The organism is Pseudomonas psychrophila, assembly GCF_001043005.1.
Taxonomy (GTDB): domain Bacteria; phylum Pseudomonadota; class Gammaproteobacteria; order Pseudomonadales; family Pseudomonadaceae; genus Aquipseudomonas; species Aquipseudomonas psychrophila.
The window spans coordinates 132,908-146,314 of record NZ_JYKZ01000008.1 but is presented as its reverse complement, the minus strand read 5'-3'; the positions used below and the strand labels follow the sequence as shown (position 1 = coordinate 146,314).

Genomic DNA, 13,407 nt, shown 5'->3' with positions numbered 1-13,407 from the left:
CAGCAGCCCTGACGTGCCATGCGCCGTCAGGGCTGTTTGCATTCAGGCCTTTGAGTCGGTCATCTTGAAAATGCCCTGGGCGTTACTGCTGTCAAAGTTCAGGTCTATCAGACCGGTATCGGGGTCGACCTCGCGCTGGATAAACTCCACAAACGAGCCAGGCACGGCGTGTTCGCGGTACACCCCTGCGGCATCGATCAGGCCACGGCTGACCGTACTGGCGCGATACGCGGTTTGCATCACTCGGCCAGAGGCCGAAACTTCAATGCTGTCCTTCATCGGTCGCTGCAGGTCGCGTTGTTGTGCGACGCATGCTTCCAGGTCCAGAACCCGGTCGGTCAGGTGGTTGAAACTGTTGCCCTCAGTGGCAATCCAGGCCATTTCGGCGCTTTCATTGAGCAGGCACTGGTAGTCCGTTTCCTGCACCACCCCATGTTGGCGCCCGAATGCTTGATACAGCGCCGGCAACAACGTTTTTGCTTCGCTCAGGCTGCAATGACGGGTGAGGCTCAAGCGTCTGAGGATGCTTTCATGTTCCGGCTGCAGCGGGTCCACGCTGGAACCGACTACGCGAGAGACGGCCTGCGCAAAGGCCTCGCTGAAACGGCCGGGGTGCAGTTCCGAGACAAAGAACTGAGCGATGTCCTCGGGCAGGTCCATTTGTCTGTAGCCCCAACCGGTCATGTTCAGCTTGGTCAGTGGATAAGTTCGCACGTCAGTAAAACCCAACGGCTCGAGCAAGCGCGAAAACGCCTGACGGCCACGGGGTAACTCACCGTTAACGGGCCAGTCCACCGTGCGAATGGCACCGTGGTCAAATACCACTTTGCGACCTTGCCGGGCCTGTTCTTCTACATAACGACGGCCATCCGGCACGGCTTCTACCAGCTTGTGCAGCAGGCACAGGTTCAGTGCTTCGGCCAGCCAGACCCGGTGCAGCGCCTGATCATGCCAACTGAAGCGCAGCAGGCTTTCAGGTACCTCGACATGCTTGCGCAACCAACCGGATGCCGATTGACCGAGCAAGGAATCGACAAGTGAGAACAAACCATCGAAAGAAGACATGGGGCAGGGCTCAGGCGACGAAATAGACGCCTATCAAAGCCTTTGAGTGCGGGAGCGACAAGCGAAAAAAAATGCGGGGTTCATTCCGTTTTTTCCGGGTCGCCGAAAGCCCCCGCCCTAGCGTTCCAGGAGAGGGCTAGGGTGGGGGTTAAGTGTGCCCAAGGTGCTCAAGGCGCGAACGGCATCTCACGTTTGTGGTGAGTCTTTTCGTACGTACTGCTGATGATCCTGAAGGCCTCTTCGCTCACCGGTTGGCCATGTAAAAAAGCATCGATCTCGGCATAGGTCACACCGTGTGACGCTTCATCAGGCTTGCCCGGCTCCAGGTCTTCAAGGTCAGCAGTCGGGACTTTTTCCACCAACGATTCCGGGGCGCCAAAATGCCGGGCAATTGCCCGCACCTGATGCTTCACCAGGCCACTGAGCGGCGCCAGATCGCAGGAACCATCACCGAATTTGGTGAAGAAACCCATGACCGCTTCCGCTGCATGGTCAGTGCCGATCACCAGCCCGCCCGTTGCGCCGGCGATGGTGTACTGCGCCACCATGCGCATCCGCGCCTTGGTATTGCCCAGCACAAAATCAACGGTGGCCGGGGGCTTGCCTTCAAAGGCCGTGACTTCAGCCGCCAGGGCCTTGACCGCAGGGCCGATGTTGACGGTCTGGCGCTCGTCCGGATTGATGAAGTCCACAGCCGCCGTGGCGTCGACTTCGTCGTGCTGCACGCCGTACGGCAAGCGCACGGCAATGAATCGATAGGACGGGTCGCCGGTCTGCTCGCGCAACTGCTGGACTGCCCGTTGTGCCATCAGCCCTGCGGTCAGTGAATCGACCCCGCCGCTGATGCCCAGTACCAGGGTCTTGAGCCTGGCATTGTGCAGGCAACACTGAATAAAAGTGATGCGTCGGGCGACCTCTGCCTCAAGGGCCGAGAGGTCTTTAAACGGCGGCTGGACTTTGAGGTCTTCAGCAATCTGACGCTGTACGGCCTGCATGATTCACTCCTTGGAAGACTGTTCAGGAACTTGGAAAACGTGGCGCAAGTAGGCGGCGAAGTTTGGGTCCGAGCAATGGGTCTTGCCCGGCTCATCCGAGATCTTGGCCACTGGCGAGCCATTACAGGCAGTCATTTTAAGCACGATGCTCATCGGCTCAACACCCGGAATGTCGCAGGTCAGGTTGGTGCCGATACCGAAGCTGACGTTGATCCTGCCGCGCAGTGCCCGGAAAATCTCCAGCGCGCGGGGCAGGGTCAGGCTGTCGGAGAACACCAGGGTCTTGCTCATCGGATCAATGCCCAGCTTGTGGTAGTGGGCTATGCATTTTTCAGCCCATACAACCGGGTCACCCGAGTCGTGGCGCAAGCCGTCGAACAGCTTGGCAAAGTACAGATCAAAGTCTTTCAGAAAGGCGTCGGTGGTGATGCAGTCCGTCAGGGCAATGCCCAGCAGCCCACGGTACTCACGCACCCAGCAATCGAGCGCTGCGCTCTGACTGTCGATCAGCCGGGGGCCCAGTTGCTGGTGGGCCATGATCCATTCGTGGGCCATGGTGCCCAAGGGCTTCATGTCCAGCTCGCGGGACAGGTTGACGTTGCTGGTGCCGACAAAGCGTCCGGGGAAGTCATGCTTGAGCACGCTGACCACTTCTTCCTGCACGCGATACGAAAAACGTCGGCGAGTGCCGAAATCGGCGACCTGCAACTCGGACAATTCTTCAGCACTGGCGTTGGCCTGCAACCAGTCAAACTTGCGGTACAGCTGTTCGCGGGCCTGGGACAGCACCGTGTCTGCATAGCGCGAGCGGTTACGTACTTCGCTGACAATCGCCAGCATTGGTACTTCAAACAAAATCACATGCAGCCACGGCCCTCGCAGGCGGATAACCAGCTCGCCGTTTTCGATAGCGGTGTGCACGTAGCGCATATTGAAGCGAAACAGGCCCAGAAAGCGTATGAAGTCGGGCTTCATAAACGTGATTCGTTCCAGGAACCCCAACTGGTCCTGAGTCATGCTCAGCTCGCCCAGGCGTTCGATCTGGTGGCGAATCTCGTTGAGGTAAGGTCGTAAATCCTCACTGTTGCGGCAGCGGAATTCCCACTCGACTTCAACGTTGGGGTAGTTGTGCAGCACCGCCTGCATCATGGTCAATTTGTAGAAGTCGGTGTCGAGCAGGTTCTGCACGATGCGATCGGCAAATACACTCTCGCTCATAGCGGCAATCTCCATGCTGCCCGTGCCTTATTGCCACGGTGTTCAGCTTTTTCAATGAATGGCGCTAGTGGCGCATATCCGCAGGCGGTTATGCCAGCGGTTTTTAGGGTTGAAGCCTGTTTCTACCCTCGGGGAGCGGGTCATTCAGTTGCTCCATCATCCAGCTCACAAACGCGCGCACCTTTGGCACGCCTGCCGAATGCTCAGGATACGCCAGGTAATACGAGTCATGACTCGGCATCAGGTGCTGCCAGGCGATGACCAGTTTGCCGTCGGCCAATTCCTCTTCCACCAGAAACCTGGGTAGCAAGGCTACGCCACACCCCACTTGTGCCGCACGGATGCACATATAAAAGGTATCAAAGCGCGGCCCGTGATAGCTGTGGTCGGTGCAAAAGCCCTGATGCTCAAACCATTCGTGCCATGCCTGCGGCCGCGAGGCGTTTTGCAACAGCACCAGATCGGTGAGTTGGGTCGGGTCGGTGAACGTAGTGCGGGGCAGGCTCGCGGGCGCGCACACCGCGACCAGTTCTTCGCCAAACAGCTTCAGGCTTTCGGTGCCGGGTCGTGAGCCCTGGCCAAAATAAAACGCCAGATCGCTGCGCCCTTGCAGCAGGTCGTCGCCTTGCTGCTCGTTGCACAGGTCCAGGTGGATATGCGGATGGCGTATGCCCCAACCCTTGAGTCGCGGTACCAGCCAGCGTGCACCGAAGGTTGAAGGCGTCGAAACCCGCAGGACCTCCGTTTCGCCGCCATAGGAGCGCAGGGTATGAGTCGACATTTCGATCTGGGTCAGGATTTTTCGGACTTCTACCAGATACAAATCACCCGCGGGCGTCAGCTGCAAGCGGCGTCGCACCCGGCGAAACAGCAAGTGCTGCAACAGTTCCTCCAGCTGCGCGACCTGTTTGCTGACAGCACTTTGGGTCAGGTTCAGCTCTTCGGCCGCGCGGGTGAAGCTCAAATGGCGAGTGACGGCTTCAAAACACTGCAACGCCGTGATCGAGGGTAAATGGCGCTTGTTGAGCATGAAAGGCCCCTAATTCTTGTTGTCAGGCAAGGTTACCAACGCAGCATGAATTTTCGGAATGATATCTCGCTTAAAGGTCGTTTGTTGCAGCAATGCCGGCCAGCTACAACTAAAGGCCTGTGAAACATTTTTCTGCTCAAGGAGTGTCTTCAATGGTTGCTGCATTACTGGATCGTCTGGGTGTGAACCCCGCGCTGTACCAACAGGGCACTCAGCCGGTTTACACGCCGGTTGATGGCAGCCAGATAGGCGCTGTGCACTGGGAAGGTGCTGCCGAAACCGAGCAGCACGTGACCCGCGCCGAGCACGCATTCGAGGCCTGGCGCAAGGTGCCGGCTCCGCGCCGTGGAGAGCTGGTCCGTCAATTCGGTGATTTGCTGCGTGAATACAAGGCTGATCTGGGTGAGCTGGTGTCGTGGGAAGCGGGCAAAATCACCCAGGAAGGTCTGGGCGAAGTGCAGGAAATGATCGACATTTGCGACTTCGCCGTCGGCCTGTCGCGTCAGCTTTACGGTTTGACCATCGCTTCCGAGCGCCCAGGCCATCATATGCGTGAGACCTGGCACCCGCTGGGCGTGGTCGGGGTGATCAGTGCATTCAACTTCCCCGTGGCTGTCTGGGCCTGGAATACCGCTCTGGCGCTGGTATGCGGAAACGCGGTGATCTGGAAACCGTCCGAGAAAACTCCGCTCACCGCGCTGGCTTGCCAGGCATTGTTTGATCGGGTCCTGAATTCATTCACCGACGCTCCCAAGTACCTGGCTCAAGTGATTATCGGCGGTCGTGATGCGGGTCAGGCCCTGGTGGAAGACCCGCGTGTGGCACTGATCAGCGCTACCGGCAGCACGCGCATGGGGCGTGAAGTGGCGCCCATAGTCGCGGCCCGCTTTGCCCGCAGCATTCTGGAGCTGGGCGGTAACAACGCAATGATCCTGGCCCCGAGCGCCGATCTGGATATGGCCGTACGCGCCATTCTGTTCAGTGCCGTGGGTACCGCCGGCCAGCGTTGCACCAGCTTGCGCCGCCTGATTGCCCACGAATCGGTCAAGGAAGAAATCGTCACTCGGCTCAAGGCCGCCTATTCCAAAGTCCGTATCGGCCACCCGCTGCAAGGCAACCTGGTGGGGCCGCTGATCGACAAGCACAGCTTTGAAAACATGCAGGACGCACTGGAGCAGGCCCTGAGCGAAGGCGGGCGAGTGTTTGGTGGTGAGCGTCAACTGGCCGGCCAGTATCCCGGCGCTTACTACGTAGCCCCGGCCATTGTTGAAATGCCGGAGCAGAGCGATGTGGTATGCGACGAAACCTTCGCCCCGATTTTGTACGTGGTTGGTTACCGCGACTTTGCCGAGGCTTTGCGCCTGAATAACGCCGTACCCCAGGGCTTGTCGTCATGCATCTTCACCACCGACGTGCGTGAGGCCGAGCAATTCATGTCTGCCACCGGCAGTGACTGCGGGATTGCCAACGTCAACATCGGCCCAAGTGGCGCGGAGATTGGCGGTGCTTTCGGTGGCGAGAAAGAAACGGGTGGCGGTCGCGAGTCGGGTTCTGATGCGTGGCGCGGCTACATGCGTCGCCAGACCAATACCGTCAATTACTCGCTGGAACTGCCGTTGGCCCAGGGGATTACCTTCGATTGAGGTAAGCCCTGAGTCACCTGTGGTGGGAGGATACGGTGGGAGCGGGCTTGCTCGCGATAGCATCGCTGCGGTCTGCCAGCCAGACCGGGTTGTCTGCATCGCGAGCAAGCCCGCTCCCACACCCGTTGCGCCCATGATTGCATCACCGTTAGGTTTCATTTCTGGAGCTTGGCAATGCCTTTACTCGAACAGTGTTTGTGGGAAAACCTCACCCCACAACGTCCCCAGGCGCCCACTTTCAAGGGCGAACTGAATGTTGACGTGTGTGTGATTGGTGCCGGGATCACCGGCTTATCCGCCGCCATACATTTGCTCGAACAGGGCAAAAGCGTCTGTGTGCTGGAAGCGCATCGCACCGGTCACGGTGGTTCGGGGCGTAACGTGGGGTTGGTCAATGCCGGGATGTGGATCCCGCCGGATGACATTGAGGCGGGCTTCGGCGAAGCCGTGGGCAGCCAGCTCAATCGCATGCTCGGGGCAGCGCCTGCGCTGGTGTTCAGCCTGATCGACAAATACCGGATCGACTGCCAGTTGCGCCGCGAAGGCACGTTGCACATGGCCCATAACGCCCGGGGCGAAGCCGATTTGCGCAGCCGCGAAGCGCAATGGAAGCGGCGCGGAGCACCGGTTGAACTGCTCACCGGTGCTGCGTGCGAAGCTGCCACCGGCACCCCGAAAATCGCCGCGGCCTTGCTCGACCGGCGTGCGGGGACACTCAACCCGATGGCTTACACCTCGGGCCTGGCCAAGGCTGCCAGTGATCTGGGCGGGCGTCTGTTTGACCATTCGCCAGTCACCGGGTTAGAGCGCCAGGGCACACGCTGGTCAGTAGAGACTGCTCAGGGTGCGGTCAGTGCTGAACAGGTGGTGCTGGCGTCCAATGCCTACACCGAAGGTGAATGGACTGACCTGCGACGTAACTTCTTCCCTGGTTACTACTATCAGGTCGCCTCCAAACCACTGACCGATGCCACCGCCGAACGCATCCTGCCCGGTGGCCAGGGCTCGTGGGACACGCGTCAGGTATTGAGCAGCATCCGCCGCGATGCAGATGGCCGTTTATTGTTGGGCAGCCTGGGTAACGGCAATCAAAAACCCGCGTGGTTTCTAAAGGCCTGGGCCGATCGCGTTCAACAGCATTACTTTCCGTACCTCAAGGGCGTGGAGTGGGAGTGCACCTGGACCGGTTGCATCGCCTTTACGCCTGACCACCTGATGCGTTTATTCGAGCCAGCGCCCGGTTTGGTGGCGGTGACGGGATACAACGGCCGTGGCGTGACCACGGGCAGCGTGGTGGGAAAGGCGTTTGCCGACTACCTGTGCAACGGCGATGCGAAGGCCTTGCCGATTCCTTTTGCGCCGATGCGGCCGCTCTCTGGGACGGGGTTGCGCAGCTGTTTGTACGAAGCTGGTTTCTCGCTGTATCACGCCGGTCAATGTTTGAGAATTGTGATCTGAAGAGGTTTTTTTTCGGGCGGCACAGCGTTTCGCTGGCCAGCAGCTAGCCTTTAGTGGTGCGGCTTGTAGCAGTCATGCACCGAGAGTGTGCAGTTCGGTGACGCAGCTGGTTACAAGTGGGTTGCACAATGCAGGGCAACCCGGTTGCAACGTTTGTCGTGACCGGTTGCGCCTTCAATGACTTAGCGGTTTCACCTTCCTCGGTTTAGACGGTTGCACGCCCAATGAAAATGGGCTCGAAACAGTCGATAAAACAACAAAAGAACGACTTTTTTAAGAATAAAAAGCCAATGGCACGCGGCTTGCTCTGAGCTTTACGTGAAGTCGAAGTGCCATCTAATAAAACCTCAGGAGCACCACCTCATGTCGCAGACGTTCTACAAGAAAGGTTTTCTGGCCCTCGCAGTGGCAGCAGCGCTGGGTGTTTCTTCGTTTGTTCAGGCGGATCTTAAGATCGGTGTAGCGGGGCCGATGACTGGCGCTAACGCGGCATTTGGCGAGCAGTACATGAAGGGTGCAAAAGCGGCAGCGGACAAGATCAACGCAGCCGGCGGTGTTAATGGCGAGAAAATCGTTCTGGTCGCAGGGGACGACGCGTGCGAGCCCAAACAGGCCGTTGCTGTTGCCAACCGATTGGTCGATCAAGACAAAGTGGCCGGTGTAGTAGGGCACTTCTGTTCTTCATCCACCATCCCAGCCTCTGAGGTGTACGCCGATGCTGGCGTGATAGCGATTACACCGGGCTCAACCAACCCGGCAGTGACCGAGCGTGGCTTGAGCGCCATGTTCCGCATGTGCGGGCGTGATGACCAGCAAGGCATTGTGGCGGCGGACTACATTGTCGACGTGCTCAAAGGCAAAAAAGTGGCCGTGCTGCACGACAAGGACACCTATGGCCAAGGCCTGGCGGATGCCACCAAGGCACAGTTGGTCAAACGCGGCGTGACTCCCGTGTTGTATGAAGGCCTGACCCGTGGCGAAAAAGACTTCAGCGCCGTCGTCACCAAAATTCGCTCAAACGGCGCCGATGTCGTGTACTTCGGTGGTTTACACCCGGAAGCGGGTCCCCTGGTGCGCCAACTGCGTGAGCAGGGCCTCAAGGACGTGAAATTCATGTCCGATGATGGTGTGGTTACCGATGAACTGGTCACCACTGCAGGCGGCCCTCAGTACGTTGACGGCGTGTACATGACCTTCGGCGCCGATCCGCGCCTGCTGCCAGACAGCAAGGCCGTGGTTGAAGAGTTCCGCAAGGCAGGCACTGAGCCTGAGGGCTACACCCTGTACGCCTATGCTTCGGTTCAAGCCCTGGCTGACGCCTTCAATGGTGCCAAGTCCAATAAAGGTGAAGACGCCGCCAAGTGGCTCAAGGCCAACCCGGTTAAAACCGTGATGGGCGAGAAGTCCTGGGACAGCAAAGGTGACCTCAAAGTCTCCGACTATGTGGTGTACCAGTGGGACAAGGACGGCAAATATCACCAACTGGAAAAACAGAAGTGAGATGAATCACTCACCTGACGCCAGCTTCGGCTGGCATCAGGTGGGAATGTATCTGCATCACCTGTCTTCTTTTCCAGGAGTCGCGCGCACCCTGCCAGCCAAGTTGTCCTCAGACGGCGTGGCTGGCGTGCGTCTGCGCAATGGCTCAAGTGCGTGAGATTGCGTTATGGACGGTATTTTCCTACAGCAACTGCTGAACGGCCTGACCCTCGGGTCTGTCTACGGCCTGATCGCCATCGGCTACACAATGGTTTATGGCATCATCGGCATGATCAACTTCGCCCACGGCGAGGTGTACATGATCTCTGCTTACCTGGCGGCGATCAGTCTGGCTCTGTTGGCATACTTCGGTATTGAATCCTTCCCGCTGCTGATGTTGGGCACCCTGATTTTCACGGTTGTGGTCACGGGTGTGTATGGCTGGGTGATTGAGCGCGTGGCCTACAAACCCCTGCGTAACTCCACACGGCTGGCGCCGCTGATCAGCGCCATCGGTATTTCCCTGATTCTGCAAAACTATGTACAAATCGCCCAGGGCTCGCGCCAGCAGGGTGTTCCTACGTTGCTCAGTGGCGCCTGGCGCGTCGATATCGGCACAGGTTTTGTACAACTGACCTACACCAAAGTCTTCATTCTGCTCGCGGCCTTCGTGGGCATGGGCCTGCTGACCTACATCATCAAATACACCAAGCTGGGCCGCATGTGCCGCGCCACCCAACAAGACCGCAAGATGGCGTCCATCCTTGGGATCAACACCGATCGGGTGATCTCCTACGTGTTTGTGATAGGTGCAGCCATGGCCGCACTGGCCGGTGTGCTGATCACCATGAACTACGGCACGTTCGACTTCTATGCCGGTTTCATCATCGGGATCAAGGCGTTCACCGCGGCGGTACTCGGCGGGATTGGATCACTGCCCGGCGCCATGCTCGGCGGGATCATCCTGGGTATTTCCGAGTCGCTTTTTGCCGGGTTGATTAACTCGGATTACAAGGACGTGTTCAGTTTCTCACTGCTGGTGCTGATTCTGATTTTCCGTCCCCAAGGCCTGCTGGGTCGTCCTCTCGTGGCGAAGGTGTAAGTATGTCTGTAGCCATTAATAAACCGATTGATATCAAAAAAAGCGTCATCGATTCGATCCTGGCCGGGTTGATTTCATTGATTGTGTTCGGCCCTATCGTGGGGGTAGTGCTCGACGGCTATAGCTTCAACTTGCAGCCTGCCCGGGTGGGCTGGCTGGTGGCAATCGTGATGATCGGGCGCTTTGCCCTGAGCCTGTTTTTACAGACGTCCAAGGGCCTGAAAATCCTTCAGGGCTTTGAGTCCTCAGGCTCCGGCGTGCATGTGCTGGCGCCGGACTACAAGTCCCGACTGCGCTGGATTGTGCCGCTGCTGATCGTGATTGCTATCGTGTTCCCGTTTTTCGCCAACAAATACCTGCTGACCGTGGTGATCCTGGGCCTGATCTATGTGCTGCTCGGGCTTGGGCTGAACATCGTAGTCGGCCTGGCCGGTTTGCTCGATCTGGGGTATGTCGCGTTCTATGCGATTGGTGCATATGGCTTGGCGTTGGGCTATCAGTATCTGGGGCTGGGTTTCTGGACGGTGCTGCCGCTGGCGGCTATTGCGGCGGCGATGGCGGGGTGCATTCTCGGGTTCCCGGTGTTGCGAATGCATGGCGACTACCTGGCCATCGTGACCCTGGGTTTTGGTGAAATCATTCGTCTGGTCCTCAATAACTGGCTGTCGTTTACCGGTGGTCCAAACGGTATGCCGGTGCCATCGCCGACCTTCTTCGGGCTTGAGTTCGGCCGTCGCGCCAAAGATGGCGGGGTGCCGTTTCATGAGTTCTTCGGCCTGGAATACAACCCCAATATCAAGTTCCTGTTTATCTATATTGTGTTGTTCCTGGTGGTGCTGCTGGTGCTGTACATCAAGCACCGTCTTACCCGCATGCCGATTGGCCGCGCCTGGGAAGCGCTGCGCGAAGATGAAATCGCCTGCCGCTCCATGGGCCTGAACCATGTGCTGGTCAAACTTTCGGCGTTCACCATTGGTGCTTCTACGGCGGGTCTGGCCGGGGTGTTCTTCGCCAGCTATCAAGGTTTTGTGAACCCGTCTTCGTTTACCTTCTTTGAGTCGGCCTTGATCCTCGCGATTGTGGTGCTCGGCGGCATGGGCTCAACGGTGGGTGTGGTGATCGCGGCCTTCGTGCTGACCGTGGCTCCTGAACTGCTGCGCAGCTTTGCCGAATACCGGGTGTTGCTGTTTGGTGTCTTGATGGTGTTGATGATGATCTGGCGACCGCGAGGCCTGATCCGGATCAGCCGTGTCGGTGTTACGCCACGCAAGGGAGTCGCGCCATGAACGAGCCCATTCTGAATAACGACGTTGTGCTTTCGGTCGACAAACTGATGATGCATTTCGGGGGTATCAAGGCCCTGAGCGATGTGAGCCTGAAGGTCAAACGCAACTCGATCTTTGCCCTGATCGGCCCCAACGGTGCCGGTAAAACCACCGTCTTCAACTGCCTGACCGGCTTCTACAAGGCCAGCGGCGGCAAGATCGAGCTCAATGCACGAGGCACTCGCACCAACGTCATCAAGTTGTTGGGCGAGCCCTTCAAACTGGCTGACTTTGTATCGCCCAAGGCGTTCGCCAGCCGTCTGTACTACAAAATGTTCGGTGGTACCCACCTGGTCAACCGCTCAGGCCTGGCCCGCACCTTTCAGAACATTCGTCTGTTCAAGGAAATGTCGGTACTGGAAAACCTGCTGGTGGCCCAGCACATGTGGGTCAACCGCAACATGCTCGCCGGTATCCTCAACACCAAGGGCTATCGCAAGGCCGAAAGCGATGCGCTGGACCACGCGTTCTACTGGCTGGAGGTGGTCGACCTGGTGGACTGCGCCAACCGCTTGGCCGGTGAATTGTCCTACGGCCAACAGCGGCGTCTGGAGATTGCCCGGGCCATGTGTACCCGTCCGCAAATCATCTGTCTGGACGAACCTGCGGCAGGCCTCAACCCGCAGGAAACCGAAGCGCTGAGCGGGATGATTCGCCTGCTGCGCGATGAACACGACCTGACCGTGGTGCTGATTGAGCACGACATGGGCATGGTCATGAGTATTTCCGATCACATCGTGGTGCTCGACCACGGTAACGTGATCGCCGAGGGCGGGCCTGAAGCCATCCGTAACGACCCCAAAGTGATTGCTGCCTACCTCGGCGCAGATGAAGAGGAGCTGATATGACGAGCACGATCCTCGAACTCAAGGAGCTGGACGTTCACTACGGGCCGATCCAGGCGTTGAAAAAAGTCTCGATGCACATTGAAGAGGGTGAAACCGTGAGCCTGATCGGCTCCAACGGTGCGGGAAAATCTACGCTGCTGATGTCGATTTTTGGCCAGCCCCGTGCCAGCGGTGGACAAATCATCTACCAGGGCGTGGACATTACCCACAAATCCTCGCACTACATTGCCTCCAACGGTATCGCCCAGTCGCCGGAGGGCCGCCGCGTGTTTCCAGACATGTCGGTTGAAGAAAACTTGTTGATGGGCACCATTCCCATTGGCGACAAGCATGCTGACGAGGACATGCAGCGCATGTTCGAGTTGTTCCCAAGGCTCAAGGAACGGCGTAACCAGAGGGCCATGACCATGTCGGGCGGCGAGCAGCAAATGCTCGCCATCGCCCGCGCACTGATGAGCCGGCCCAAGCTGTTATTGCTGGATGAACCCAGCCTGGGGTTGGCGCCCATCGTGGTGAAGCAGATTTTTGCCACCCTGCGCGAACTCGCCACCACCGGGATGACCATCTTCCTTGTCGAGCAGAACGCCAACCACGCCCTGCGTTTATCGGATCGTGCCTATGTAATGGTCAACGGCGAAATCCGCCTGACGGGTACCGGCAAGGAACTGCTGAGTAACGAAGAAGTGCGCAACGCTTATCTGGGCGGGCACTAGCAGGCATTTCACACCTCTCTGTGGGAGCGGGCTTGCCCGCGATGGTATCGCTGCGGTTTTTCTGAAGTACCGCGTCGATGCATTCGCGAGCAAGCCCGCTCCCACATGTCTTTTGTCAGACAATTCCCTCCCTGAATCACCCCCGCCCTGAATTGTGGAAAACAATATTGCACTTCTGTGAAACCGCGACATAAAGCCGCTGTAAATCCCTGTTTTGTCATCATTTTGACTTGTCCCCGTTTGCTGTGGAGGTGGCTGTGGGTAACGTGGGAGTAGTTGGCTGTAGGCCACGTCCTACAAGGGCTGTAGAGATGTGGTTGTTTTCTGATCAGCGGTTTTTCCCTGACTCTCCGGGTGATTTGTCAACAGGTTTGTTTGCTTATAAAGAGCGTCTGGAAATAATGACTAACCTGTGGATAAGTCTGTGGTTAAACTCTGGAAAGAATGCGCTAGGCGGTGTAATTGCTGGCTTCTGGCTATCTGCCGGGTTTCCCTTGGTTGCACCTTTTTGGGGCGGCTGCATGTGGGGCG

The 13,407-nt window shown here is 58.1% G+C and carries 12 protein-coding genes; 8 read left to right on the top strand and 4 right to left on the bottom strand.

What is annotated here, in order from left to right; translation table 11 throughout:
- Positions 1–42 precede the first annotated feature (42 nt).
- The 4 genes from TU76_RS17585 to TU76_RS17570 form a co-directional block, all read right to left on the bottom strand.
- Positions 43–1,065, bottom strand: coding sequence for a DUF1338 domain-containing protein (locus TU76_RS17585; RefSeq protein WP_019826212.1), 1,023 nt, complete (start codon positions 1,063–1,065; stop codon positions 43–45).
- 167 nt (positions 1,066–1,232) lie between these two features.
- On the bottom strand, positions 1,233–2,060 hold the full coding sequence (nadE, locus tag TU76_RS17580) for an ammonia-dependent NAD(+) synthetase (RefSeq protein ID WP_019826210.1): 828 nt from the start codon (positions 2,058–2,060) through the stop codon (positions 1,233–1,235).
- A gap of 3 nt (positions 2,061–2,063) precedes the next feature.
- On the bottom strand, positions 2,064–3,278 hold the full coding sequence (gene pncB, locus TU76_RS17575) for a nicotinate phosphoribosyltransferase (protein WP_019826208.1): 1,215 nt from the start codon (positions 3,276–3,278) through the stop codon (positions 2,064–2,066).
- A gap of 103 nt (positions 3,279–3,381) precedes the next feature.
- Complete coding sequence (locus tag TU76_RS17570) at positions 3,382–4,308, bottom strand: LysR family transcriptional regulator (protein WP_019826206.1); 927 nt, start codon at positions 4,306–4,308, stop codon at positions 3,382–3,384.
- A gap of 152 nt (positions 4,309–4,460) precedes the next feature.
- Between TU76_RS17570 and amaB the strand changes: the two genes are divergently transcribed.
- The 8 genes from amaB to TU76_RS17535 all read left to right on the top strand — a co-directional run bounded on the left by amaB (position 4,461) and on the right by TU76_RS17535 (position 12,876).
- A complete protein-coding gene (amaB, locus tag TU76_RS17565; protein ID WP_046809181.1) occupies positions 4,461–5,951 on the top strand; it encodes an L-piperidine-6-carboxylate dehydrogenase in 1,491 nt (496 codons plus the stop codon).
- Positions 5,952–6,125: 174 nt separating this feature from the next.
- Complete coding sequence (gene amaA / locus TU76_RS17560) at positions 6,126–7,409, top strand: L-pipecolate oxidase (RefSeq protein ID WP_019826202.1); 1,284 nt, start codon at positions 6,126–6,128, stop codon at positions 7,407–7,409.
- A 363-nt stretch (positions 7,410–7,772) separates the two neighbouring features.
- Positions 7,773–8,909 (top strand): branched-chain amino acid ABC transporter substrate-binding protein, encoded by a 1,137-nt coding sequence (locus tag TU76_RS17555; RefSeq protein ID WP_019826201.1) that lies wholly within the window; start codon positions 7,773–7,775, stop codon positions 8,907–8,909.
- A 1-nt stretch (position 8,910) separates the two neighbouring features.
- The gene (locus tag TU76_RS25270) at positions 8,911–9,066 is read left to right on the top strand and encodes a hypothetical protein (RefSeq protein WP_019826199.1); all 156 of its coding nucleotides are present in this window, start codon (positions 8,911–8,913) and stop codon (positions 9,064–9,066) included.
- A gap of 9 nt (positions 9,067–9,075) precedes the next feature.
- A complete protein-coding gene (locus TU76_RS17550; protein ID WP_019826198.1) occupies positions 9,076–9,990 on the top strand; it encodes an ABC transporter permease subunit in 915 nt (304 codons plus the stop codon).
- A 2-nt stretch (positions 9,991–9,992) separates the two neighbouring features.
- Positions 9,993–11,276, top strand: a complete 1,284-nt coding sequence (livM, locus tag TU76_RS17545) for a high-affinity branched-chain amino acid ABC transporter permease LivM (protein WP_019826197.1) — start codon at positions 9,993–9,995, stop codon at positions 11,274–11,276.
- A complete protein-coding gene (locus TU76_RS17540; RefSeq protein ID WP_019826196.1) occupies positions 11,273–12,163 on the top strand; it encodes an ABC transporter ATP-binding protein in 891 nt (296 codons plus the stop codon). Before livM ends, TU76_RS17540 begins: the two co-directional genes overlap by 4 nt.
- Positions 12,160–12,876, top strand: coding sequence for an ABC transporter ATP-binding protein (locus TU76_RS17535; RefSeq protein WP_019826195.1), 717 nt, complete (start codon positions 12,160–12,162; stop codon positions 12,874–12,876). Before TU76_RS17540 ends, TU76_RS17535 begins: the two co-directional genes overlap by 4 nt.
- The last annotated feature ends 531 nt before the right edge of the window (positions 12,877–13,407 follow it).